The sequence below is a fragment of the Candidatus Diapherotrites archaeon genome (assembly GCA_016205145.1).
Taxonomy (GTDB): Archaea; Iainarchaeota; Iainarchaeia; order Iainarchaeales; family JACQJH01; genus JACQJH01.
In genome coordinates this window covers 192009-213243 of the sequence record JACQJH010000002.1, presented here as the reverse complement: position 1 = coordinate 213243, position 21235 = coordinate 192009, and the positions used below count along the sequence as shown (strand labels likewise).

24 protein-coding genes are annotated in these 21235 nt (G+C 51.8%); 10 read left to right on the top strand and 14 right to left on the bottom strand.

The window, feature by feature from the left end; genetic code table 11:
- Nucleotides 1–14 precede the first annotated feature (14 nt).
- Nucleotides 15–968 (bottom strand): ribose-phosphate pyrophosphokinase, encoded by a 954-nt coding sequence (locus tag HY394_04305; protein MBI4053234.1) that lies wholly within the window; start codon nucleotides 966–968, stop codon nucleotides 15–17.
- A 67-nt stretch (nucleotides 969–1035) separates the two neighbouring features.
- Here HY394_04305 and HY394_04300 point away from each other — a divergent pair, with 67 nt between their 5' ends.
- Nucleotides 1036–1773: a hypothetical protein gene (locus HY394_04300; GenBank protein MBI4053233.1), complete on the top strand. Its 738-nt coding sequence runs from the start codon at nucleotides 1036–1038 to the stop codon at nucleotides 1771–1773.
- Between the two features lie 37 nt (nucleotides 1774–1810).
- Here HY394_04300 and HY394_04295 read toward each other — a convergent pair whose 3' ends face one another.
- A complete protein-coding gene (locus HY394_04295; GenBank protein ID MBI4053232.1) occupies nucleotides 1811–1963 on the bottom strand; it encodes a hypothetical protein in 153 nt (50 codons plus the stop codon).
- Between the two features lie 100 nt (nucleotides 1964–2063).
- Between HY394_04295 and HY394_04290 the strand changes: the two genes are divergently transcribed.
- Complete coding sequence (locus HY394_04290; protein MBI4053231.1) at nucleotides 2064–2516, top strand: hypothetical protein; 453 nt, start codon at nucleotides 2064–2066, stop codon at nucleotides 2514–2516.
- Here the strand turns inward: HY394_04290 and HY394_04285 are convergent.
- Nucleotides 2502–3326, bottom strand: a complete 825-nt coding sequence (locus HY394_04285; protein ID MBI4053230.1) for a DUF91 domain-containing protein — start codon at nucleotides 3324–3326, stop codon at nucleotides 2502–2504. The genes HY394_04290 and HY394_04285 overlap by 15 nt on opposite strands.
- Before the next feature lie 14 nt (nucleotides 3327–3340).
- The gene (gene nadA, locus HY394_04280) at nucleotides 3341–4387 is read right to left on the bottom strand and encodes a quinolinate synthase NadA (protein ID MBI4053229.1); all 1047 of its coding nucleotides are present in this window, start codon (nucleotides 4385–4387) and stop codon (nucleotides 3341–3343) included.
- A 139-nt stretch (nucleotides 4388–4526) separates the two neighbouring features.
- On the opposite strand from nadA, the gene HY394_04275 reads away from it, so the two are divergent.
- A complete protein-coding gene (locus HY394_04275; GenBank protein ID MBI4053228.1) occupies nucleotides 4527–5588 on the top strand; it encodes an NAD(+)/NADH kinase in 1062 nt (353 codons plus the stop codon).
- Nucleotides 5589–5633: 45 nt separating this feature from the next.
- Here the strand turns inward: HY394_04275 and HY394_04270 are convergent, their stop codons facing one another.
- Nucleotides 5634–6722, bottom strand: coding sequence for a hypothetical protein (locus HY394_04270; GenBank protein MBI4053227.1), 1089 nt, complete (start codon nucleotides 6720–6722; stop codon nucleotides 5634–5636).
- Between the two features lie 111 nt (nucleotides 6723–6833).
- Between HY394_04270 and HY394_04265 the strand changes: the two genes are divergently transcribed.
- Complete coding sequence (locus HY394_04265) at nucleotides 6834–7538, top strand: hypothetical protein (GenBank protein MBI4053226.1); 705 nt, start codon at nucleotides 6834–6836, stop codon at nucleotides 7536–7538.
- A gap of 23 nt (nucleotides 7539–7561) precedes the next feature.
- On the opposite strand, the gene HY394_04260 is transcribed toward HY394_04265, so the two are convergent.
- Entirely contained in the window at nucleotides 7562–7840 is a 279-nt protein-coding gene (locus HY394_04260; protein MBI4053225.1) for a hypothetical protein, read from the bottom strand.
- Between the two features lie 86 nt (nucleotides 7841–7926).
- Entirely contained in the window at nucleotides 7927–8562 is a 636-nt protein-coding gene (nth, locus tag HY394_04255) for an endonuclease III (protein ID MBI4053224.1), read from the bottom strand.
- 125 nt (nucleotides 8563–8687) lie between these two features.
- Here nth and HY394_04250 point away from each other — a divergent pair, with 125 nt between their 5' ends.
- From HY394_04250 to scpB, 4 genes are all read left to right on the top strand, one after another.
- Nucleotides 8688–8927, top strand: coding sequence for a ferredoxin (locus HY394_04250; GenBank protein MBI4053223.1), 240 nt, complete (start codon nucleotides 8688–8690; stop codon nucleotides 8925–8927).
- A 226-nt stretch (nucleotides 8928–9153) separates the two neighbouring features.
- The gene (locus HY394_04245; GenBank protein MBI4053222.1) at nucleotides 9154–10272 is read left to right on the top strand and encodes a Glu/Leu/Phe/Val dehydrogenase; all 1119 of its coding nucleotides are present in this window, start codon (nucleotides 9154–9156) and stop codon (nucleotides 10270–10272) included.
- 262 nt (nucleotides 10273–10534) lie between these two features.
- Complete coding sequence (locus tag HY394_04240) at nucleotides 10535–11410, top strand: hypothetical protein (GenBank protein ID MBI4053221.1); 876 nt, start codon at nucleotides 10535–10537, stop codon at nucleotides 11408–11410.
- Nucleotide 11411: 1 nt separating this feature from the next.
- On the top strand, nucleotides 11412–11870 hold the full coding sequence (gene scpB / locus HY394_04235; GenBank protein MBI4053220.1) for an SMC-Scp complex subunit ScpB: 459 nt from the start codon (nucleotides 11412–11414) through the stop codon (nucleotides 11868–11870).
- A gap of 254 nt (nucleotides 11871–12124) precedes the next feature.
- Here scpB and HY394_04230 read toward each other — a convergent pair whose 3' ends face one another.
- The 6 genes from HY394_04230 to HY394_04205 form a co-directional block, all read right to left on the bottom strand.
- Entirely contained in the window at nucleotides 12125–12610 is a 486-nt protein-coding gene (locus tag HY394_04230; protein ID MBI4053219.1) for a hypothetical protein, read from the bottom strand.
- A gap of 78 nt (nucleotides 12611–12688) precedes the next feature.
- Nucleotides 12689–13345, bottom strand: a complete 657-nt coding sequence (locus HY394_04225) for a ribonuclease HII (GenBank protein ID MBI4053218.1) — start codon at nucleotides 13343–13345, stop codon at nucleotides 12689–12691.
- A gap of 45 nt (nucleotides 13346–13390) precedes the next feature.
- Nucleotides 13391–13993 carry a carotenoid biosynthesis protein gene (locus HY394_04220; GenBank protein MBI4053217.1) on the bottom strand — a complete coding sequence of 201 codons (603 nt, stop codon included), beginning with the start codon at nucleotides 13991–13993 and terminating at the stop codon, nucleotides 13391–13393.
- 70 nt (nucleotides 13994–14063) lie between these two features.
- A complete protein-coding gene (locus HY394_04215; protein MBI4053216.1) occupies nucleotides 14064–14972 on the bottom strand; it encodes a transcription initiation factor IIB in 909 nt (302 codons plus the stop codon).
- A 211-nt stretch (nucleotides 14973–15183) separates the two neighbouring features.
- Nucleotides 15184–16014: a matrixin family metalloprotease gene (locus tag HY394_04210; protein ID MBI4053215.1), complete on the bottom strand. Its 831-nt coding sequence runs from the start codon at nucleotides 16012–16014 to the stop codon at nucleotides 15184–15186.
- 149 nt (nucleotides 16015–16163) lie between these two features.
- Complete coding sequence (locus HY394_04205) at nucleotides 16164–16565, bottom strand: 30S ribosomal protein S8e (GenBank protein MBI4053214.1); 402 nt, start codon at nucleotides 16563–16565, stop codon at nucleotides 16164–16166.
- 107 nt (nucleotides 16566–16672) lie between these two features.
- On the opposite strand from HY394_04205, the gene HY394_04200 reads away from it, so the two are divergent.
- On the top strand, nucleotides 16673–17215 hold the full coding sequence (locus tag HY394_04200; GenBank protein MBI4053213.1) for a hypothetical protein: 543 nt from the start codon (nucleotides 16673–16675) through the stop codon (nucleotides 17213–17215).
- A complete protein-coding gene (locus HY394_04195) occupies nucleotides 17216–18640 on the top strand; it encodes a hypothetical protein (GenBank protein MBI4053212.1) in 1425 nt (474 codons plus the stop codon). It abuts the gene before it with no gap.
- A 14-nt stretch (nucleotides 18641–18654) separates the two neighbouring features.
- On the opposite strand, the gene HY394_04190 is transcribed toward HY394_04195, so the two are convergent.
- Nucleotides 18655–20937 (bottom strand): DEAD/DEAH box helicase, encoded by a 2283-nt coding sequence (locus HY394_04190; GenBank protein ID MBI4053211.1) that lies wholly within the window; start codon nucleotides 20935–20937, stop codon nucleotides 18655–18657.
- Nucleotides 20938–21235: the final 298 nt, after the last annotated feature.

Here is a 21235-nt window from a genome sequence, read left to right as displayed (position 1 = left end):
TTGCCCTGCCCCTTTCACAGCCGGTAGTCGAAAAGCGAGCTCACGGACTCTTTTTTGTGGACCCGCTCAATAGCTTCTGCCAGAAGCCCGGAAATGTCAATGACCTTTATTTTGCCGGACTTGGCAGGGCTTGCCTGAATCGTGTTTGTGATGATTATTTCCTTCACCGGCGACTTTTCAACGCGCTCAATCGCGGGCCCGGACAGCACGCCATGCGTTGCCAGCACGTAAATGTCCTTTGCGCCCGCCTTTTTCAGGGCTTCCGCGCCCGCGGCAACAGTTCCGGCAGTGTCAATCATGTCGTCGAAAAGCGCGCAGTTCCTGCCCTTCACTTCACCGATAATGTTGAGAGCGCTGGCAACGTTCTGCGCGGGGCGCGCCTTGTTTATTATCGCGAGGTCCCAGCCCAACGCCTTGGCGATTTTCACGGAATTCTTCGCCGCACCCGCATCGGCCGCGACGACAACGGAATCCGATTCCGACAGCTTTTTCTTCTTGATTTCATTGATGAGCAGGCCGTAAGCCGTCAGGTTGTCCACGGGAATGTTGAAAAAGCCCTGTATCTGCCCGGAATGCAGGTCAAAGGCTATCATCCTGTCTGCGCCGGCAGCAGTGATTATGTCCGCGACAAGCTTTGCGGTTATGGGCTCGCGCGAACTCGCCTTGCGGTCCTGGCGCGCATACCCAAAATACGGTATGACCGCAGTGACGTTCCCTGCGGAAGCGCGCTTGGCGGCATCAATCATTATGAGCAGTTCCATCAGGTTCTCGTTGACGGGCTTTGACGTCGACTGCAAAAGGAACACGTCCTCTCCGCGGACGTTTTCGAGGAGCTTGACATACTTTTCACCGTCGGAAAAATCCCTTATCTCAATCTTTCCGAGCTGGACGCCCAAATGCCCCGCAACCTTTTTGGCCAATTCTGTGTTGGAATTGCCCGCGAAAAGCTTGAGGTGGGGGTTTGCCATGGCAGTCACAGCTGATAATTGTTTGATTTTGGTTGTGTTTAAAAGGATTTGTTTTTTTGAAATGTTCATGGACTGGCTTTCAGGCATTTCCGAACCGGATGTGAAGAAAAAGGCGGTTTTTTTCGGCCTTGAGGACACGCTCGTGCCGGGACAGGTCGACAAAAACGTGGATTTGGAAGAGGTCAAACGCATCCTGTCAAACCTTTCCAGGCTCAGGGAAAAATTCCCGTTTTTCGAGTTCTGCCTGCTGAGCGGAAGGAAGACCGAAAGGGCTGCGGCAACTGCAAAAGAGTCCGGCCTGGACGCGTTTTTCCCGGATGGAAACATTTTCGGGGTTTCAGAACAATACCTTTCCGAAAAAAACGAAATCGACAGGGAAAGGTACGAGAATGCTGTCGCGAAAAACCCGGATTACAAGGACGAATTCTCAAAGCAGAAATCGATCGAAACTTTCCTGCAATTGAAAGGCATTGGCGTTAACGAAGCAGTGCTCGTCGACCATGACGTCTGGACCGGCGCGTTTTACACCATGCGGTTCAGCAAGGTCGGTTTTGCGCTGGTCGAGGAAGCGTACTCGTTTTCAGACCAGTCCCAGAATGACAGGATTCCGGGGCTTGTTTATGTCCACCGGAACTGGGATGACGTCCTGAGCCTGATTCTCGGCAAAAAAGGGGAAGCCGACAACACAGCCCTGCAGAAATTCGTCGACAAGACAATTTCCGAGGCGATTCTAGGCGACTCGTTCTTTTCGAAGATTGCGAAAGCCGCAAAGGCAACAAACGCTCCGGGGCCGCCGGAGCCCTAAGGCATTCCGCTTTTCACCCGGCTTTTTTGTTTCGCTTTCACTTGATGAAAATCAGGTAAAGCGCTATCAGCACTATGGCAAGCTGCACAAGCGGCCTCAATGCCGAAATGAACGGAATGTTGACGAACAAGATTATCGCCGCCACAAGCAATGCGATTCCAGTCACCTGGTTTTTCGAAAGGTTAGCCATTTTTTCCGCCCCCGTTTTTTTGTTTCCTGATATTTTCTTGTCTTCCGGCATTTTTAATCCTGCCGGAAAGGCTATTAACGGCCTTGGACAATTCTATTGCATGCTGAGGCGTGGAACCAAGGTTGGGCCGGGCAGTGCGGGGCGTTTAAGGGCTGGTGCGCGCAGTGTGCGGGTTGGCGCACGCCGCACAAGAGTTGTCTATCGTGAATACCCAAAAGCGATTCCTTCCGATCGTCTGGCCAGGCTTAAGCACGGGCTGGGCAAACTCTTCGCCCAAGTGCATCCATTGCACCTGCCGCTGGCAAAATTGGAATTGCGCGAATTGTCGCAACGGCGCGACCTGCCTTATGAGAATGCACTGGAACTGGCCCAAAGAATTTGCAGGCCTTATGAGGAACTGGCCGTAAATGCGCGGATGTACCGGCTCCTGGCGATTTTAGGCATCCGTGGAAGGACTTCCAGAGACAAGGTGCTGCTTGATGACACACTGATCCACCAACTGGATTTTGAATCCGCCCTTGAACGCGCCAGACTCCTTCTAAGGCTTAAATGATTCCTTTTTCGCGTCCAGCGCCTCGAAAATCGTCTGTTGCTTTTTCTGCACGCCCTTTATCGTGGCTTTCGGGTTGCCGATTTCGAATTCAAAGCGGCAGAATTCAAGGCCAAAGCGTTCAAGCATTTCAAGCGCGTTCTTCCTGATGTCGGGAGCGACAAGAATGCCGCGCGTCTCCTTTCCAAGCGTCTTTTCGACCTGCTTCATGTAGCGTTGCAATTGCGACACCGCGGCGTAGTCGGCCTGCCTTCTTTTCACTTCGATGACAACCATCCTGCCGGACGCGTCTTCCGCGATGATGTCTGCTATGCCTTTCCTGAAAACCTGCTCCTGCTTCAACGGCTTCAGGCCGGGCTCGATGAAATCGAGGCCCTGCATCAGTTCGTCGCTCAACTGTTTTTCCGAGCCGAACAGCCGCAAATCCGCGTTTTCGCGCATTTCAAACTGCTTAGCGAATTCCACGGAATCAAAAAAAGCCTTTATCTCTTCCTTCGGCCTCAGTTTTTTCGCGGAAATTACAAGAGCATTGCCGGTTATTTCCAGTCCGATTTTCGCGTTCATCATGTAATTGGTCGGCCGGAGCAGCCTGTTCTGGTGCACTGCAAAGCTGCCGTCCTCCTTTACGAGCAAGAGCCTCTTGCCTTTCGGCAGTTTCGAGGCCGCCCTGCCCCAGTATTCGACGCGGCAGACGCCCACCAGCAACAGCAGATTCTTTTTTGCCAGCGCCGACTCCGTTTCCGCTTTAGCCTGCTCTAATGAAAGCATGTATGCAAGGAAATTGCCTGCAAGATTTTTTATGATTTTGCCCACGGGCTTCAAACAGGTTAAGCGAGCGCCATCATCCTGGCAAGGGACTTTTTCGCCTTGCGCCGGGTTTTTTCCGGAACGGTTATCCCGAATTTTCCGTTTTCAAGCGCCTTGAGCACGTTTTCAAGGTTAATCTTTTTCATGTACGGGCAAATCTGGCACGTGCCGGCAAAGTTTTTTTCCGGAAAGTTCGCCTGCATCATTTCCGAGAGGCCGCATTCGGTCGCAAGCAGGAAATCCTTGGCATCGCTTTTCCGCACGAAATCAATCATTTCGGAGGTGCTCCCTGCCATGTCGGAAATGCCGATGACGGAAGGCGAGCACTCGAGATGCGACAATACCTTGAGTCCGGGATGCTTTTCCCTGAAATCGCCGATCATTTCTTCCCTGAACGTTTCGTGGACAATGCACCTGCCTTTCCACCGGATTATCTCCTTGTCAGTGGTTTCGGCCACGTTTTTTGCCATGAACTCGTCGGGCACGAAAATTACCTTTTTGTTGGGCAGGGAGTCAAGCACTTTCCGTATGTTTGCGGAAGTGCAGCAGATGTCCGATTCTGCCTTTATGGCTGCGGTCGTGTTCACGTAGCAGACGACCGCTGCATCGGGGTGCTGCCTTTTCAGTTCGCGTATGTCCTTTGCGGTTATGCTTTCGGCAAGCGAGCATCCCGCTTCCGTGTCCGGCAGCAAAACCTTCTTTTTCGGGCTCAGGATTTTCGCGGTTTCCGCCATGAACCGCACGCCGCAGAAAACAATCTCATCCGCATCAGTTCCGGCGGCATTAACGCTAAGGCCGAGGGAATCGCCGACAAAGTCGGCTATGCCGAAGATTATTTCCGGCCTCTGGTAGTTGTGCGCGAGAATCGTGGCATTCCTGAGCTTTTTGAGCCTGTTAATTTTAAGCGTCAGTTTCGCGAACTTCCTGCAATCGGCAAGGGAATGGCTGATTTTGCCCAGCTTTTCGAACAGCCTTGCGGCCTCAGCTTCGATTTCAGGGGCGGAGGGCTCTCCGGCCCGTTTCAACTGCTCAGTCACTGCCAGTGCCACGCTTTTCCGGTTCGGCATTTCAGGCATACCAATAGTTTTTCGCCTCGTTTTTAAATAGCTGCCATATTTGGACTTTTTCAGCCCTTTTCCGGTTTTATTGGCCAAATTGGCCCCTTTTTCATACTGTTTTTTATTGCTTTTGCACCCCCATCCGCTTATGCGCAAAATCTCCTCGGTGGGCATTGCAGGCCATTTCCGGAACGACCTCGCCAAGAAAACCGCGAAGCGCGCGATAAAAGTGATTCAAAAGCACGGCGTCAAGGTCAGGGTTGCCAGGGAATTTTTTCCATCGAAATATTCCATTCCGATTGCCGAATTTGACGTCGACCTCGTGCTTGCGTTCGGCGGTGATGGAACATTGCTGCACATTTTCAGGGACCTTGGGACCAAGCGGGTGCCGGTTTTCGGCGTCAACTGCGGCGAAGTCGGCTATCTCATGGCCCTGCATTACGAGAATTTTGACAAGAAGCTTCCGGTCATACTTTCAGGCGATTTTGTGGTCGAGGAGCGCACGAGGATTGCAGGCATTGCAGACGGCAATGAACTGCCCCTTGCGCTGAACGAAATCGTGATGAGTTCGATGAAAAGCGCCACCATAATGAGATACGGCCTGAAAGTGAATTCGGAATACCTGTGGAAAGACAGTGCGGACGGCGCGATCGTCTCAACCCCGACCGGCAGCACGGCTTACTCGCTTTCAGCGCGCGGCCCGATAATCCAGCCGAGCGCGAAGGCACTGCTCATAACGCCCATAAATTCGATGGCTGACACAAAGCCGCTGGTTGTCGGCGACGACTCGAAAATAGAGCTTTTCGGAATCAATTCCGCGGCGCCATGCGAGGTTGTGGTTGACGGCCAGACCCGGCTGAAGGTTTCCGAATCATTGTCGTGCCAGAAATCAAGGTTTCCGGCATTGCTTGCAAGGCTGAGCAGGCTTTCGTTCGCCTCGCCCGGCAAGCGCACGAAAATGCCGAAATCCCTTGAATCCGGGATCGAGGCAAGCGACGCGCCTCCCTCGGCGCGCTTTGTCCTCAAAATACTTGAAATGGAGTCCTCGCTCACGCAGAAGGAAATAATCAACGCGACAGGCCTTCCCGCGCGCACAGTGCGCAGAGCGCTCAACGTCCTCGTCCGCAAACGCCTGGTCCTCAAAAAACCGTTTTTGGCGGACCCAAGGCAGCACATTTACATCCTGCAACAGCAGAAGAAACAGGCATAAACAGGTTTTTTTGTTTTTTTTATTTTGCTTTTTTGTTTTGGTTTTTTATTCCGCACTGCCTTCCGCGAAAACCTTTTCGAATTCCCTTTCAAACCGTTCCGCGATGCTTTGGCCGTGCAGTATTATCAGGTTTTCGTCGTTTTTCTCGTTGCCGTTTGCAGTCGGGTTCATCGAGCCGGTTGTTACGGCTTTTCCGTCGATTATGAAAACCTTGTGATGCATTGTTGCGGGGTTGCCGTCCAGCTTGACGTCGGCGCCCGCCTTCTGCAGCGGGAAATACGCGGAATAGCTTTCGTCGTTGCTGCGCTTTTCAAACACGCCCCTGACAACAACCCCTTTTTTCATCAGTTCAATCAGCTTGGCTTCGATCGCGTCGCTCGTGAAACTGAACGTCATGAAGTCGACGCTTTTCTGCGCCTTGTCCAGCTCCGCAAGTATGTGTTCCTCGCAATCGTCTTCCGGGCAGAAAAAATTGTCGACCCCGGTTCCGGCTATCCTGAATGCGGTTGTTGCATTCTTTGGCGAGCTTTTGCCGAATTCGCCGTTCCAGATTTCATCGAATTCCGCGGAATAATTTGCGGCCAGGGCCGGCGACTCGATTATTTCAAGGTTGTTGTTGTTTTTCGCGTCGTCGTTTCCCGTCGCGTTCATCGAACCGGTTGTAACAGTTTTCCCGTCAATCACGCAGAACTTGTCGTGCATGAAAGGGCCCCTGTCATCGGTTTTAAGGAAACCCTGCTGCTTGAATTGCGCCAGACTCTGCTCTTCGCCGATGTTGTCGGAGTCAATCATTATGCGCACCGGAATGGATTTTTGCTTTTCCTCAAGCGTGCTTATGACATAAGGCAGGTTGAGTTCGTATAGCGCGCAGTCAACGCTTTTTCCCGCCTTCCTTATCGCATTGTTGAGTTCAAACCCGCAGTTGTCCTGGGGGCAGAAGAAAACGCTTATGCTGCCGTTGGCGTCCTGCTGCGCCAGGGCCGGAAGAATGCTGTTGCCGCTTGTGGTGCCGCTTTTTGTCATGCCGCTCTGCTGCGCGACGAGGTAAACCGCGATGGCAAGGACGGCAACAATGAACAGTGTTGAGCCGAGGCTTCTCCCGGGTTTGGCATTGCGCCTGCTTTCCTTAGGCATTTTTTCTTCCGTCCGTCTGCTCCGGCATTTTTTGCCTTTTAAAGTATCTTGTGGCGTGGCATATTTATAGTTTTTGCAGTCCAAAACATTTACACTGTCCGAGGTGCCTGAATGGCTTTCACCAGGTTCGAGTCAAAAATCCTCTCAATAAAAGACGAGGCCCTTGACACCAAAACGTTCCGCTTCGCAATCCCGGAAGGCGTTGACTTCGATTTCAGGCCGGGGCAGTTTGTAATGCTCAGTTTTCCGGATGATTCCGCGACCGTGCGCTCGTATTCGATTTCATCCCCGCCAACTAAAAAGGGGTTTTTTGAGATAACCTGCAACAAGGTCGGAAAATTCACGTCGCGCCTGTTCGGGGCGAAGCCGGGGGACGCGGTTGTCGCGAAAGGCCCGGCCGGCCACTTTGTCCTGGGCGAAAACGACAAGTGCATTGTCCTTGTTTCGGGTGGCACCGGCATCGCCCCATTCCGGTGCATGGCGCACTACATAACGGAGAAGCGCCTGCCGACCAAGGTCTTCATACTTTTCAGCGCCCGTACCCGCGAAAACCTGATTTATTTTGACGAGCTGAACGCGCTTGAAAAGGCAAACAAGAATGTCAAGGCAATCTGGACCCTGACAAGGGAAACACCGGATGGCTGGAATGGATTGCTCGGGCGCTTCCACCCGGACTGCATCGCAGAGGCCATCGGGGGGCTTGATGGAAAGGTCTTCTACATCTGCGGGCCCAATGAAATGGTGGCAAGCCTCAACGAACTGCTCGGCCAGGCGGGAGTTGCAAAGGAAAACATCCGCATTGAAAGATGGGGTTAGCCGCGCATAGGCTGGCAACCAAATCAGTAAACGCTGTGGCTTGGAACAACCCTGAACAGCCTTGAATTCGAAACCGCTGAGAGGGAAGCCACCCTGTCGGCAACTTTTTCAATCCTGATTTTGGTGGCAAAGTAGAAAAACTTTTTCGGGAATTTTTCTATGATGTAGACTTCTTTTCCCATGTTGAAGCCTGCAATCGCGGACCGCTCCAGCTGCCTGATGTCGTCTTCGCTTGCCTCTTTTTCATCGTTCGGCCTCTTAAGGTAAATCCTGTTGCTTGTGATTGTTTTGTCCGTGCCCATAACAATATAAATGGGGCATTCCCTTTAATAGGACGATAAAAAAGGCAAAATCTTCCGGCAGCCCAAAACGCGTTTTTTTGCCTGTTTCAGGCCTTGAATGCGCTCGGGCAAAGCTTTTGCAGTCCGCATTCCCTGCACTTGGGTTTTCTTGCAAAGCACGTCTGTCTGCCATGGAGGATAAGCAGCATTGAAACGTCTTCCCACTCCGCGCGCGGGAACAGTTTCATCAGGTCCTGCTCTATTTTGACAGGGCCCCTGTTTTTGCTCAGCCCAAGCCTCCATGAAAGCCTTTTCACGTGCGTGTCCACTGCAATGCCTTCGACTATGCCGAAGCCTTCAGTCAAAACGATGTTTGCAGTTTTGCGCGCAACGCCGCGCAATTCCATCAGCTCATCCATTGTTCTTGGCACCTTGCCGTGAAACTTTTCAGTGAGGATCCTGCCCGTCTCCTTCAGGCTTTTAGCCTTGCTCCTGTAGAAGCCCGTCGGCCTGACGAAGGATTCTATTTCCTGAATGCTTGCATTGGCATAATCTTCGGCTTTCCTGAACCTTTTGAACAGGCCTGGCGTGACGCGGTTTACCTGCGCGTCAGTGCACTGCGCGGAAAGTATGACTGCCATGAGCAGGTCCAGCGGCTTTTTGTATGAAAGCGCCGTATGCGGCTTTCCGAAATTCCTTTTCAGGCGCGCAAGTATTTTTTCCGCCCGTTCCCGTGTTTTCATTGTAAGAGTATGGCGGAAACCTGTTTTTTAATTTTTTTAAGGCAACTGTCGTTGTTTTGCCGGAGCATCTTGCAAAAGGTTTAAATAATTGCCCCAGAAATTAAATGTTAAAGGTGATTTCGGAAATGGCAAAATTCAGGGTGGAACACGACAGGCCCAACTGCATTGGCTGCGCTGCCTGCGCCGCGGTTTTCCCGGAAGGCTGGGAAATGAATTCTGACGGCAAGTCAGACCTCATCGGGGCCAAAGGCGACAACAACATGCAGTTCAAGGAAATGGATGATTTGAAGAACCACATGGAGGCCGCGAACTCGTGCCCGGTCAACGTAATCCATGTCATTGAGAACGGGAAAAAGCTCATCTGAACGCCCGTTCCGTTCATGAATTTTTTTCATTTAATACGGGTTTTTCCGCATTTTTTTGGCCATTTTTTTATTTTTTGGGTAATTTTTTTAATTTTCTTCAATCCGGCTGAATGAAGTTTTAAATATTCCCGCCCGGTATTTTGTTTTAACAGTCCTTTAATTCCTTTTGCTTTTGTATTTTTTCATTTGGGTCTGGATTTGTCATGGTTGTTCGGGGTGGTTTTTGGTGGCTAACGGGATACTGTTCGACGGGTTCGGCCCGGAAAAGGTTTTCGAGGTTTACAATGCAAAGGCGGGAATGCACGGCTTTGTCGTGATAGACAATACCGCGCTCGGGCCGGGCAAGGGCGGCATCCGCATGACTCCCTCAGTTTCAAGGGAAGAGGTTTTCGCGCTTGCAAGGGCGATGTCCTGGAAAAACGCGCTTGCCGAGCTGCCGTTCGGCGGGGCAAAATCCGGGATAGTCGCGGATGCCAAACGGCTCACGCCTGAAAAAAAGGATGAAATCATCCGGGCGTTCGCCGAAGCAGTGAAGCCGGTAGTGCCAAGCCTGTACGTTGCGGGTCCCGACATTTCCACTACGGAGCATGAAATGCAGGTTTTTTCCGAGGCCATCGGCGACAGGAAGGCTTGCACGGGCAAACCCGCTTCAATGGGCGGGCTGCCCCATGAACTCGGAAGCACGGGTTTCGGGGTTTTTCATGCGACAAAGATTGCCGCACAGCATCTTGGTAAACGCCTGAATGGCATGACTTTTGCAGTTGAAGGCTTCGGCAACGTGGGCTGGTTTGCCTCGAAGTTCCTGACCGAAGCCGGCGCAAAACTTGTCTCGGTTTCCGACAGCAAGGGCGTGTTGTGCGATTCCGCCGGCATCGATTTTGAGGCGCTTGCAAAGGTGAAGTCCGAAACCGGAAGCGTTGTCAATTACAAGCCCAGGCATGGAAACGGCTGCATGGACATTGTTTCAGCAAAGGCCGACATTCTGATAACCGCGGCGATCCCGAACCTTATAACTGCCACCGACGTCAATGCGGTCAACGCGAAAATAATCGTGGAAGGTTCCAACATTCCGATGTCAGTTGAAATGGAAAGGATTCTTGCCGGCAAAGGCGTCCTTATAGTGCCCGACATTGTTGCGAACGCGGGCGGCGTGATTTCATCCTACGTTGAATTCATCGGCGGCCGGGAAAAGGAAATGTTTGCGCTGGTCGAAAAGAAAATAACCAAAAACACGAAAACGGTTCTTGAGCACGCAGCTTCCGGGAAAAAGCTGCCCAGGGACGCGGCCCTTGAAATCGCCAAGGAAAGGGTTTTGAAGGCGTGCAAGACCTGCAAGGCCGACTGAATATTCCCGGCTTTCTCAGCTCTGCCAGTGCTTTGGATAGTAATCGTTGGCAACTGCGGCCGGCATGCGGGCGGGTTTAGGCGCCGTCGCAGAAGAACCCTGCCATGTTTCAACAGGGAGATGAATTCGAAAGCGCCGTCGCAATTTTCGGTTGCATTTTGGTTTTACGACCCGGCGGGCTTCAGCCCGCCGTAGGTCAGTAAAGGTTAAATAGTGATTTTGCTTTTCTTATGCTGACGGCATTCGGCCTGTCGGTGGTTTTGTGGCTGGGCTGCTAAAAAAAATCCTGTCGGCAATCATTGTCCTGATTTTTTCGTTTTCCTTCTCTGCGTTCATTTTTTCGTTTTCCTTCTCGTCCGTTGCCCTCTCACCGGCGTTTTACCTTGCAAGCTTTGAAAAGTACGACGTTTACGGCCAGCTGCAGGCTGCGGCCATGAGCCAGGCGCAACTGCCCGCAGTTGCGGGCCTTGCAAAGGACTCGCTCGTGCCAAGGAGCTGGATAAAGGAAAGCCTTGATTCAGTGGTTTCCGAACTGCTTGCTTACCTGAAGTCCGAGCGTGAAAGCTTTGAGGGCACAATAAGCCTGGCTCCGTTGAAGTCGAATGTGCAGTCCCTGGCTTCGCAGTTCGGCGTGCCGGTGCAGGCGCTTGACCTTTCAACGATTCCGGACACGTTGAGCGTTTCACAGCAGTTCGGGTTGAAAGGAAAGCCTTTGGAGGATGCAAGGAGCTACGTTTCCCTGTTCTTTCTCGGCATTTATGCTTCCGCGGCAATCGCAATTCTGATGCTTGGCTTGCTGGCATTTTTGTACCGGCATTCAATGAAATCCGTTTTGAAGGCTCTCGGCTCGGCGCTCGCATTCGCCGGAATCTCAGCATTCGCGGTTTCATTCATTGCCATGGCCTCCGCCAAAAACGTTTTGGAGGGCGCGCTGTCGGGAATCCCGCAGGGATTGTCGGCTGCCAGCGCCGCGCTTTCAGGCATAGCAACGGATTTCATTTCCGCGGTTTTTTCGCAGGCAATGCTTTTTTCCGGCATCGCCGCTGTTATCGGCATCCTGCTGCTGGTTGCATCGTTTTTTGTCAGGCCGAACACGCCCGCCGGCAATTCCGCCAATAGCGTGGTAAAAGAGGATTAGAATGTCAAAGGAAATGAAAATAATTGAAGCAGCCCTTTTCATGAGTCCCGCGCCATTGTCTATTGCGGAGCTGCAGAACATCGCCGGCACCGCAGACTATTCGGCGGTCAAATCCTTCTGCCTTGAGCTAATGCAGGAATTCAACGAGCGGGACTCCGCGCTTGAAATAATCCAGGTTGACGACAAGTTCCAGATGAAAGTGAGACGGGAATTTGACAGGAACGTCGCATCCCTCGCCTCGGACAATCTTTTCCACAAGGGCATGATGAAAACGCTTGCGTTCATTTCCTTCAAGCAGCCCGTGGACCAGAGCACTGTCATAAAATACAGGAACAACAAGGCCTACGACCACATTGCCAGGCTGCTGGAAGAAGGCTTCATCACAAAGGAGCCGAAAGGAAGAACTTACGTCCTGCGCACGACTAAAAAATTTTTGGAACAATTCGGCTCCTCGGTCTGATTGTCGCGCGGCCCGCCCTAATAGCTGAACGGCCAGATGGGTTGTAGCCAGTTCACGGGAAACGCGCCTTCATTACGGTTAAAAGCCGGAGCCGGCCATTACTATTTCCGCCAATTTCCCGGGTGATTATCGATGGCTGGAAGAAAGCGCGTGAAAAAGAAAAAGCCGAATCCTGTGCGGAAAAAGACCACGACAGAAATAAAGGCGAATTTCGGGATTCTTTCCGGCAGGCAGAAATGGGAGAACTGGGAGGACTAGGCGCGGTTGGCGATGTTTTTTTCGAGCACGATTTCCAGTACCCCGTTCTTGAACTTTGACTTAAAGCCCTTCTTCAGTTTTTCGCCGAAAAACATTTCCTTGCGGAACGGCTTGTGCTTCTGCCCCGCCTCGATTTTTACGGTGTGTTCGTCCGGCTGGCTCACCCTGATTGATTTTTCGCCGGCGCCGCGCAGTTCCAATGCGATTGTGATGGTTTTGGCTTCGTTTATGACGTCTGCAAGCGGATGGTAATCGCGCTTTCCCGCCTTTTCCGCGGGTTTGCGCTTTTTGAACGGGTTTCCAAGAAACCTGGGCTTTCCCGCGGAATCGAAGTTTATCGAAAACCCTATGAACGAAGGTTTTTGGCCCTCCGGAATGCCGTTGCCCTGAGTCAGGCTGTCAACAAGCTCCGACATGAGCTGTTCGATTCTGTCAAAGTCGAACGGGAAATCGGCTTTCTTTTTTTTGTCCCAAGCCGGCATAAAATAAATTAAGCCGCAACGATTTTAATTGCTTTTCGCTTCAGGAAATTTTTTTTGCACGCCCGTCCTGCGCGCAGTTCAATAGTCGAAAATTTTTTTCTGGCTCTTTTTGTCGAGTATGTTCTGCGTTGTCGCCCACTTTTTCCTAACGAATTCCGACAGGCTTTTTTCCTCCGCGTTTTTTTCAAGGAATGCGATTGTTTTCGGGTCGTGCGGGTAGCCGGTTCCGAGATCCGTGCCGCATTTTCCGCTGATTTCGTCCATTGCCTCGTCCCGCCTCGTTTTTGCAATGATGGATGCAGCGCTGACTATGGGGTTTGTCGCGTCCGCCTTGTGCTCGGCCCTGATGGATGTTTTGAATGAAACGTATTTTCGGAGCCTTTTCGCGAAATTTTCCGCTATGGTGTCCGGGCTGTCAACGATCACGAGTTCCGGCTTTTTTTTGAGGCCGTTGAGCATCTGCCCGATTTTCATGGCCTCGATTTCATTGAGGCTGTGCCTTGACATCAGCCCGTCAAGCTCTTCCGCGCTGATTTCGACCTGCGCGGTTTCAATGCAGGCATCGATTATTTTTTTTCTCAGCCTGTCGCGCTGGCCCCTGGTCAAAAGCTTCGAGTCCCTTGCCCCCATTTTAGCCAGGTTTTCCTCGTCGGCCTTTTCAATGCACGCCGCGGCAATTACCATGGGCCCCATGACCGGGCCCCTGCCCGCTTCGTCAACCCCGCAAACCAGCATGAAAAATAGAAACGCGAAACAAGATTAAAACGGTTGCGTTCAAGGTTAAAGGCTGCCGAAAAGATTTGCCCACGCCTGCAGGATGGCTATCAGGACCATGAGCCTCGGCAATATCAGCGCAAAGTTCAATGCGAGCCTTTTTTTCCAGCCGCCCCGCATTGATTCCAGGTATACGAACACTGCAACATACAGCACCACCACGAAAAACCATCCGTAGAGGTTTCCGAGCGGCGAGCCGAACCAGACGCTTTCCGGAGTCCAAACCCAGTAGCCGAAGATTTTTGCAAGCGGCTCGAACAGGAAAAAGTCCATTGCGGCGAGGGGGATTGCAGCGGCAACGCCTGCTTTGAGCGGGTTTTTTATTTTGAGGTCGTGGCTTGCAAAAACGTATCCGAAATAAATGAGGGCTGCCCAGGCAAGGGAAATGCAAAGCGGGACGTTGAGGGCATAAACCAGAAAGCCGCTGCCATAATGGTATCTTGCGAAAATTTCCTGCGACGCGAATTCGAGCAGGAAGCCCCAGAATACTGCGGGCGCAAAAAATGCTGCAGTCCGGCCCTTCCCGTATTTTTTGGCAGAATGCACGAGAGCGAAGGCAAAAATTGCGAACCACAACAGCTCGTATGCGACAAAGGCAAGGCCTGGCATTTTTTCTCACGAAAAAATTTTGCGGGCAAAGCCGTTACGGCCTTGCCCTGAAGAAATGCCTTTTTTTCGTTCATGCCGCGACGTCTATGTCCAGGCGCTTCTTGAGCTCGCGGTACCTGTTCCTTATCGTGACTTCCGTCACGCCCGCGACGTTCGCAACCTCTTTTTGCGTCCTGCGCTCGCCTTTCAGCAGCCCCGCAATGTAGACTGCGGCTGCCGCGACGCCGGTCGGCCCTCTTCCGGAGATGAGGCCTTTCTTGATTGCCTCTTCCAGGATCTTTCTGCCTTCCTCCTGGACTTCGCCGGAAAGGTTGAGTTCTGCTGCAAACCTTGGAATGTAGTGAATTGGGTTTGTCAGCGGAACGTCAAGCCTCAATTCGCGCACCAGAAACCTGTACGTGCGGCCGATTTCCTTTTTCGTCAGGCCGCTTGCTTCAGCCATCTCGTTAAGCGTCCTTGGCACGTGGTATGTCCTGCACACGGTGTAAAGCACTGCAGCGACAACAGCTTCAATGAGCCTTCCCCTTATGAGGCCCTTTTTGACTGTTTTCCTGTACAGCAATGCCGCCGCTTCAACCAAAGATTCTGGGATGTTCAAATAGCTTGCAACCCTTCTGAGCTCGGTCAGCGCGATTGAGAGGTTGCGCTGCATGCTTGAGCTTATGCTTGCGCGCTTGTGCCACTTGATAAGGCGGTACATTTGCGCGCGGCTCTTGCTTGAAAGCTTGTTTCCGCGCAGGTCTGTTCCGCGCCTGTCAATCATCGTTACAAGGCCCTTGTTCAGCTTGACGTATTTCATTGGGCTGCCTGTGCGCGCCCTTTTCTCGAACTGGTCGGAGTCAAAACTTCTCCACTCCTTGCCGAAGTCGACGTCGTCGGATTCTATGACGAGGCCGCAGCTCTGGCAGACCAGTTCGCCCCTCTCGGCGTCGTGCAGGACCTTGTCGCTGCCGCATTCAGGACACTTGTTTTCAGCCATTTACAGAACCACCTTTTGCCGGGCGCGTCAAGCACGCCCGCGTTTGGAAAAAAATTCCCGGTTTTGGACCGAAAGCGAAAAATCAGGCGCAAAACACAAATATAAATAGCCCCCACGCAGATTTAAAAACCCTGCGATTGTGTACTACATAATCTATTTTGGGCTCTGCCCATGCAACCTGACAAAGAATGAAAGGCCAATCTTTGGCCCCTCATTTGTATAACTCTTGGATGCCTTTTATGTCGCCTGCTTCAAGAGTTCTTTTCTTGGTTTCGCCATAGTCGGCATAGCCGTACATCGTCTGTTCAGCGCACGTGCTTTCATAGAGGTCGCTCAAGCCTACGCTGTGGCCCAATTCGTGTGTTGCGATGTTTTCAAAGTCCATTTTTCCTGCTTCGCCTGTTGCAGACCAGGCATAGTCCGCTTGGTCATATACTTGGTCCCATTCCACAAGCTCTCTTGTCTGTGGCGGTCCCCCGAATATGCCCCATACTATTGTGACGGCTATTGCCCCAGGCTCGCTGATGCTGCCAAAGTACATTTCATTCTGGTTATCCGGGCTCGTGGTATCAGCCGCAAGAGTTTCCGTTGTTACGCTTCCTTCTCCGAGTATGTCCTTCCCTGCTGCAGTTTCCCATTTGGCGATATTTGCGGCAAGGTTTGTCGCAATAAGTGCCGTGTCAACGCCTGAAGTGTTGTCCGGATTCACTACATATGGCTCTACTGTTTTCCACTTTGCGCCTCTTGCAAGGAAGCCATAACAGGAACTTGCACCCGTGCCGCCCTTTCCGCCTCTTGCAAAGCCTTTCACATAGTCAACAAATGCAAGTCCTTCAACTGTTTTGCCATTGCTGACCGCTGTTCCAATGCTGAAAATGCCCGGAGCAACCTCCACGGCATTTTCTGGGATAACGACTTCTGCTTGGCCCTTAGAAGGATTGACGTTTGCCAGAGCAGGCGTAAGGTTTGGTTTGCCCGCCAGTGCAGTGGCCATGAGCAGCGTTAATGCCAGAAATAGCCCTATAATTAACCTATTTTTCATTTATGCGCACCTCCCAAATTTGCTATTCACTAATTATTCTATAGCGCATCTGACATATTTAATACTTTTTGGGGTCGCGTGCCATAATAACCTATTATTTGCCTGCAAGATTCAATCAGACCACTTTGCAGGGCAAGCCGGGTTGCCCCTCATATCAGAACTGCCTGCACTTCGCCGCTTTGGCCCGGCCTTGACGTTACGCGCGCCTTTCTCTCTTCGCCGTTGATCTTGACGACTATTACCGCGTTTTTGGTTATGGTGTTTCTCCTGACATAGTGCCTGTTCGCCGCGTTTTCCACCACTGAAACGATTTCGGCCTTCAGCGCCTTTTTCGTCGCCTTGTCGATCACGCTTGCGGTTTTCGCCTTTTTCTGCTTGACCTTGGTTGTGCTGCCAATGCCGCTCTTTACTTTTCTCTCGTCTTTTTCGGCGTCAACGGTTGTTGCCGTGAAGTCGCCGCCCTTCCAAGCGAGAATCTTGTCGCTCCTGCGGTTGGACGTGCGCCTTCCGCCGGTGGACTTCTTTTCTGACTTCAAATGCCATTGTGTCATGCTTTTGGTCTCCTGCAATCTCCTAAAAAATCAGGATTTTAGATATAACACTCCGTTCGGCAAAGAATAAAAAGCTTTTTTTAATTGTTTTCAGCCTACTTTCCTGCATGGCCCTCGAATGCCGCGGTTTTCACTGCCTGGCGGTTCCCGGAAAAGCGGATTTCGTGCAGGCAGACCTTACCCTGCTTTCCGGCTTTCCTGAAAGCAAGGGCTTTGTCCAGGTTTTGCCCGCGCAAATTTTCGTTTCCGAGCGGCAGGTTTTCTCCGCCCTGGAGCAGTCGGTTTCGGCTTTTGCCTCTGGTTCAGGAACGTCGAAAAAGATGGGGCTTGATTTCCTTGGCCGGTTCTGCGGAACGCCGAGGATCTCGGACGCGGTTTCAAGAATAAAATTTTCTTCCGGAGCGCAGAGTGTTGTTGCGGTAATGTGCCTTAAAAACGCGGGTGACGAAAGCCTTGCGCTGTCGTTCCTGTCAAAAAATTTCGGTTTTGCCGCCTCTGAAAAATCCCTGCCTGCGGAAAAGGCGCGCCTTGAAGGCGCCAAAAACTTTTATTCCGTTTCCGCGAAAGAGCTTTCCGGCTTTTCCGGAATGCCTGAAGGCAAGGCGGTCGAACTGCTTGTTTTAGAGCGCATTGCCATGGCGGGTTTGTGAATGCGCCCCACTTCCAGGAACGGCTTTTTGTCATGGAAATCCCTTTTGCTTGCTGTTCTTCTGCTTGCATTCGTGGTGCGCATTGCCCCGCTTGCAGTCGACTCGTTTGTCGACCCTGACGGCTATTTCCACTTGAGGCATTCGCAGTCCATTGTTGATTCTGGCAACGTGCCTTCTTTTGATCCGCTGTCAATGCAGGGCCGCTATTATTCTTACGCGCCGCTCCAGCACGTCATTTTTGCGGTGTTTTCCGTTTTGTCCGGAATACCGCTTTACTATCTGATACGGCTTCTGCCAAGCCTGTACGGCGTGTTCGGAATCCTCCTGGTTTTTGTTTTCGCGCGCAGGTTGTTCGGAAGCGGGCGCACCGCCTTCTTCGCCGCGCTTTCCCTGTCAATCCTTTCAATCCACGTCCTCCGCACAGGCTCGAATGCAAGGCCCGACGGCCTCTCTCTGCTGGTGGTTCCGGCGATAATTTTCCTGCTGTTCATCAGGCGGCCGTGGCCTGCAATGCTGCTTGCAGTTGCGCAGGCGCTGCTGCACCCTCTTTCGGCGTTCATAGGTTTTTTTGCCCTGGCCTGCTTTTGCATTGTTTCGCGTTTCAGGCAAACCGGCTTTTCGTTCAGGCAAACCGCCTTTGCCGTTCTCCCGGCCGCGCTTGTTTTCCTTGCATGGCTGTTTTCACAGCATTACCTTCTCACAATGTATGTTTCCAGGGTTTCGCTTGATTCCGCGGAGGCCGCGCACCTGTCGTTCGTCAACTTCATAATCTTTTTTTCAACAACCGCTTTTTTTGTCCTGCCCGGCCTGCTGTTTTTCAAGGCCAGGAACAGCGTTTTTCTCAGGGCGTGGTTTTTGTCGATGTTTGCAGTGGCAATCTTTTCGAACAGGCTGTCAATTTTCGCGGCTGTTCCGGCTGCCATGCTTGCCGGATACGGCATAGATTTTGTTTTCCGGAAAACCCTGCCTTACAGGAAAATCTTCGCCATGCTTTTCCTTGTCCTTGCGCTGGCATTTTCCGTTTCCCTGCTGTGGCAGACGAGCCGTTTTGCCGACTTTTCCGAGAGAAGCGCAATGCAGTGGATTGGCGGCAATACGGTCCAGGATGCGAACATTTTCGGGTCATGGGACAGGGGCCATCCTCTGGCATATTTCGCCAGCCGCGCAGTGGTCATTGACGGTTATTTCGAGTTCGCGCCGCGGCTGAAGGAGCGCAATGATTCGATGAACGCGATAATCGGCACTTCGGACTGCGGAAAAATCCGCGCCGAATATTCCAAATGGAACGCAAACTATTTTTTCGTGCACAAAAGCGCGCTGAATTCCAATGCTTTCAAGAACGGCATTCTGGAAGCGGAGGATTGCGCGAACGTGAGCAGGGTTTTTTCATCTGATGGCGCGGCAATTCTCGCATTTGCAAAATGACGGCTTTTATCGTTTTATCTTTCCTCGAAATTCGCGTCCAGCACTTTTCTGATTGCCTTCGCCTTTTTTTCGCCGATGTTTTCCGCCTGCTGCAGTTCCTTTTCCGAAGCGTTCGCGATCTGCCGGATTGAGCCGAAATGTCTGAGCAGCAATCTTGCGGTGTTCGGGCCGATTCCGGGCAATGATTCGACAAGAAACCTCTGCTGTTCCGGCAGGGTCAGGCCTTTCCTGCCGATCCTCAGGCGGATGTCGTGGCCTTTTCCGAGCTGTTCCCTTTTCGCGGTGACGAAAATGAATTCCGCGGTTTCGTGCTCGTCGTTCGTGAAGAGTATGGGAATGCGGTAGTTGAGAGCTATGGATGTCATGGTTCCGATGATTGCGTTGCGGTGCACGTTGCGTATAGTGAAAAGTTCATCCTTGTTCCCTTCCACCAGCATTAGCGGCTGGGAAAAGTTTTCAGCCATGTTCTGCAATTGGATGAACAGCCTTCCGTCAAGCAGGCTGGAAATGAAGTCCTCGATTGTCTTCCTTTCGACGCAGATGTCGTTCGTTATGAGAAAATCCCCGACTTCAAGCTGTTTCATTGTGATGACACAGCCCATTTCCACGAGTTCCTTTGAAACGTTTGACGCCTGCTCGCGCTGGTCGACGAAAATCCTTATTTTTTCGCCTTTGGTTTCCGCGAAACTGCCGAGGGTTGTCTGCGAATCCATTTTCCCGGTTTTCGGCTGTTGTGGAAGGGCAATCGCCTCGATTTGCTGCATGGTGTGCAGAGTCGACTTCATCCTGCGCTCCTTTGCCATGCTTGAATAATAGTATGCTTCATCGCGCGTGCCCTTCGCCATTAGAATGATTGCCTTGCCTTCGCTCAGCCTTCCTGTCCTTCCCCTTCTCTGGATGTGCCTTATTTCGGATGGCACTGTCTCGTAAAAAACCACCAAATCCACGGATGGTATGTCAAGGCCTTCCTCTGCAACCGAGCTTGCGACCATGACGTTGAATGTTCCCGCCTCGAATTCTTTTATCGCCTGCACCTGTTCCTTCTGGCTCATGCCCTTGCCGCTTTCCTTGTCCGCCTGGCCGATGAACTGCCTCGCCTTTGCAATCCCTTCGCGGTTGATTTCACCTTCAAGCATTTTGACGTTGTCCCTGTACTGGTTGAAGACTATGACCCTGCTGTCCGGGCTTTTCGAGAACTGTTCGAACAGGATTTTTTTGAGCTCGCCGAGCTTCGGGTGAATTACGCCTTTCGCGTCAAGCGCTTCCGCAATCGCCATTGCGCGCACAATGCTCTTGTGCCCGGCAACGTATTTCGCGGCCTTGGACGAGCCGCTCTGGCCCGCGTCCGCAAAAATCTTGTCGAAATATTTTTTCAGCGACGGAATGCCCTGTGTTTCAAGCAGGATTTGCGCGTGGCTCACCTTGAAGATTGCCGCCGCCTTGGACGCGGCCTGGAAGAGATAGGGCATTTCATTTCCCTTCCTTGCTATGTCGCGCCTGATGCGCGCCTGCAATTCAAGCAGTTCGGTTTTCCGCAGGAAAGACTTCCTCCCGACATAGCCGATTTTCCTGAGAAACTGCACCTGTTCGTCCTGGAACCCGTTCAAAAGCCCCTGGATTTCAAGGAATTCTTCCGGCAGCTGGACCCTGCGCCATTCCACGTCAATTTTGTGCGTGTAAGCCTTCACGTCTTCGTCGGAATGCGACTTGATTTCAATGTTTTTGATGGAGAGGTTTGAACAGACTTCCTGGATTTTTTCCTCTTCCGAGCCGGGAGAAGCGGTCAGGCCGAGGATGATGGCAGTTGGGCATTTTTTCGCGAACTGGCTTCCGATGAAAACATAGCTGTAATCGCCTACGGCGCGGTGGCATTCGTCGAAGACCGCGAGCGAGACGTTTTCAAGGGAAATCCTTCCCGTAACAATGTCGTTTTCAATCGTCTGGGGGGTCGCGGAAACGATTGAGCTGTTTTCCCAGATTTTCGCCCTGTCATCCGGAGGAGTCGTGCCTGTGACAAGCGAAATTTTTTCTTCCGGAATCGCGAGAAATCTTTTCAGTGTCTTCTGGTGCTGCACGGCCAAAGGCTTTGTCGGCGCCATTATGAGGATTTTTTTTTTCGGGGATTTTTGCAGCAATTCCGCGGCAAGCAAGGCGGAAATGATTGTTTTTCCAAGCGCGGTGGGCGCCACGACGAGGCTGTTGCCCCTTTCAAGGACCCGCGCCGCAAGGACTTCCTGGTAAAGCCTTTTTTCAACGGTGTTTTCCTTCAGGCACGGGTGGGAGAAAAATTCTGTCATTACTGCACCAGTTTTTTTTCATGCACAAAGACGATTAACCGGGAAGCATTTAAAATCAATCAATGCCGTCCGAATGGCCAATAAAAGATTCCAAAACCGGGTTTAAAACAATGATTGAGGCAGCTTTCCCTTGAAATTCCGAAGCCGGTTAAAACGCTGTCCCGGAATCGTCACGGCTTTTTGCATTAAGATGCCGGCTTTTGCGATTTCTTGCGCCTTAAAGCCCGAAAATGGCTTTTTTTGCGGAAAAACCATTGTTTTTTAATATTTTGGGCTTAAAAAGTCCTGTAATACCTTT

What these genes read in the sequence shown, in the direction of transcription:
- nadA (MBI4053229.1), bottom strand. Translation starts at nt 4,387, where the DNA reads ATGCCGAACCGGAAAAGCGTGGCACTGGCAGTGACTGAGCAGTTGAAA.
- HY394_04195 (MBI4053212.1), top strand. Translation starts at nt 17,216, where the DNA reads ATGCGCCCCACTTCCAGGAACGGCTTTTTGTCATGGAAATCCCTTTTG.
- HY394_04265 (MBI4053226.1), top strand. Translation starts at nt 6,834, where the DNA reads ATGGCTTTCACCAGGTTCGAGTCAAAAATCCTCTCAATAAAAGACGAG.
- HY394_04225 (MBI4053218.1), bottom strand. Translation starts at nt 13,345, where the DNA reads ATGCTGGTTTGCGGGGTTGACGAAGCGGGCAGGGGCCCGGTCATGGGG.
- HY394_04215 (MBI4053216.1), bottom strand. Translation starts at nt 14,972, where the DNA reads ATGGCTGAAAACAAGTGTCCTGAATGCGGCAGCGACAAGGTCCTGCAC.
- nth (MBI4053224.1), bottom strand. Translation starts at nt 8,562, where the DNA reads ATGAAAACACGGGAACGGGCGGAAAAAATACTTGCGCGCCTGAAAAGG.
- HY394_04190 (MBI4053211.1), bottom strand. Translation starts at nt 20,937, where the DNA reads ATGACAGAATTTTTCTCCCACCCGTGCCTGAAGGAAAACACCGTTGAA.
- HY394_04205 (MBI4053214.1), bottom strand. Translation starts at nt 16,565, where the DNA reads ATGACACAATGGCATTTGAAGTCAGAAAAGAAGTCCACCGGCGGAAGG.
- HY394_04200 (MBI4053213.1), top strand. Translation starts at nt 16,673, where the DNA reads ATGGCCCTCGAATGCCGCGGTTTTCACTGCCTGGCGGTTCCCGGAAAA.
- HY394_04305 (MBI4053234.1), bottom strand. Translation starts at nt 968, where the DNA reads ATGGCAAACCCCCACCTCAAGCTTTTCGCGGGCAATTCCAACACAGAA.
- scpB (MBI4053220.1), top strand. Translation starts at nt 11,412, where the DNA reads ATGTCAAAGGAAATGAAAATAATTGAAGCAGCCCTTTTCATGAGTCCC.
- HY394_04250 (MBI4053223.1), top strand. Translation starts at nt 8,688, where the DNA reads ATGGCAAAATTCAGGGTGGAACACGACAGGCCCAACTGCATTGGCTGC.
- HY394_04230 (MBI4053219.1), bottom strand. Translation starts at nt 12,610, where the DNA reads ATGCCGGCTTGGGACAAAAAAAAGAAAGCCGATTTCCCGTTCGACTTT.
- HY394_04270 (MBI4053227.1), bottom strand. Translation starts at nt 6,722, where the DNA reads ATGCCTAAGGAAAGCAGGCGCAATGCCAAACCCGGGAGAAGCCTCGGC.
- HY394_04210 (MBI4053215.1), bottom strand. Translation starts at nt 16,014, where the DNA reads ATGAAAAATAGGTTAATTATAGGGCTATTTCTGGCATTAACGCTGCTC.
- HY394_04260 (MBI4053225.1), bottom strand. Translation starts at nt 7,840, where the DNA reads ATGGGCACGGACAAAACAATCACAAGCAACAGGATTTACCTTAAGAGG.
- HY394_04300 (MBI4053233.1), top strand. Translation starts at nt 1,036, where the DNA reads ATGGACTGGCTTTCAGGCATTTCCGAACCGGATGTGAAGAAAAAGGCG.
- HY394_04295 (MBI4053232.1), bottom strand. Translation starts at nt 1,963, where the DNA reads ATGGCTAACCTTTCGAAAAACCAGGTGACTGGAATCGCATTGCTTGTG.
- HY394_04290 (MBI4053231.1), top strand. Translation starts at nt 2,064, where the DNA reads ATGCTGAGGCGTGGAACCAAGGTTGGGCCGGGCAGTGCGGGGCGTTTA.
- HY394_04220 (MBI4053217.1), bottom strand. Translation starts at nt 13,993, where the DNA reads ATGCCAGGCCTTGCCTTTGTCGCATACGAGCTGTTGTGGTTCGCAATT.
- HY394_04275 (MBI4053228.1), top strand. Translation starts at nt 4,527, where the DNA reads ATGCGCAAAATCTCCTCGGTGGGCATTGCAGGCCATTTCCGGAACGAC.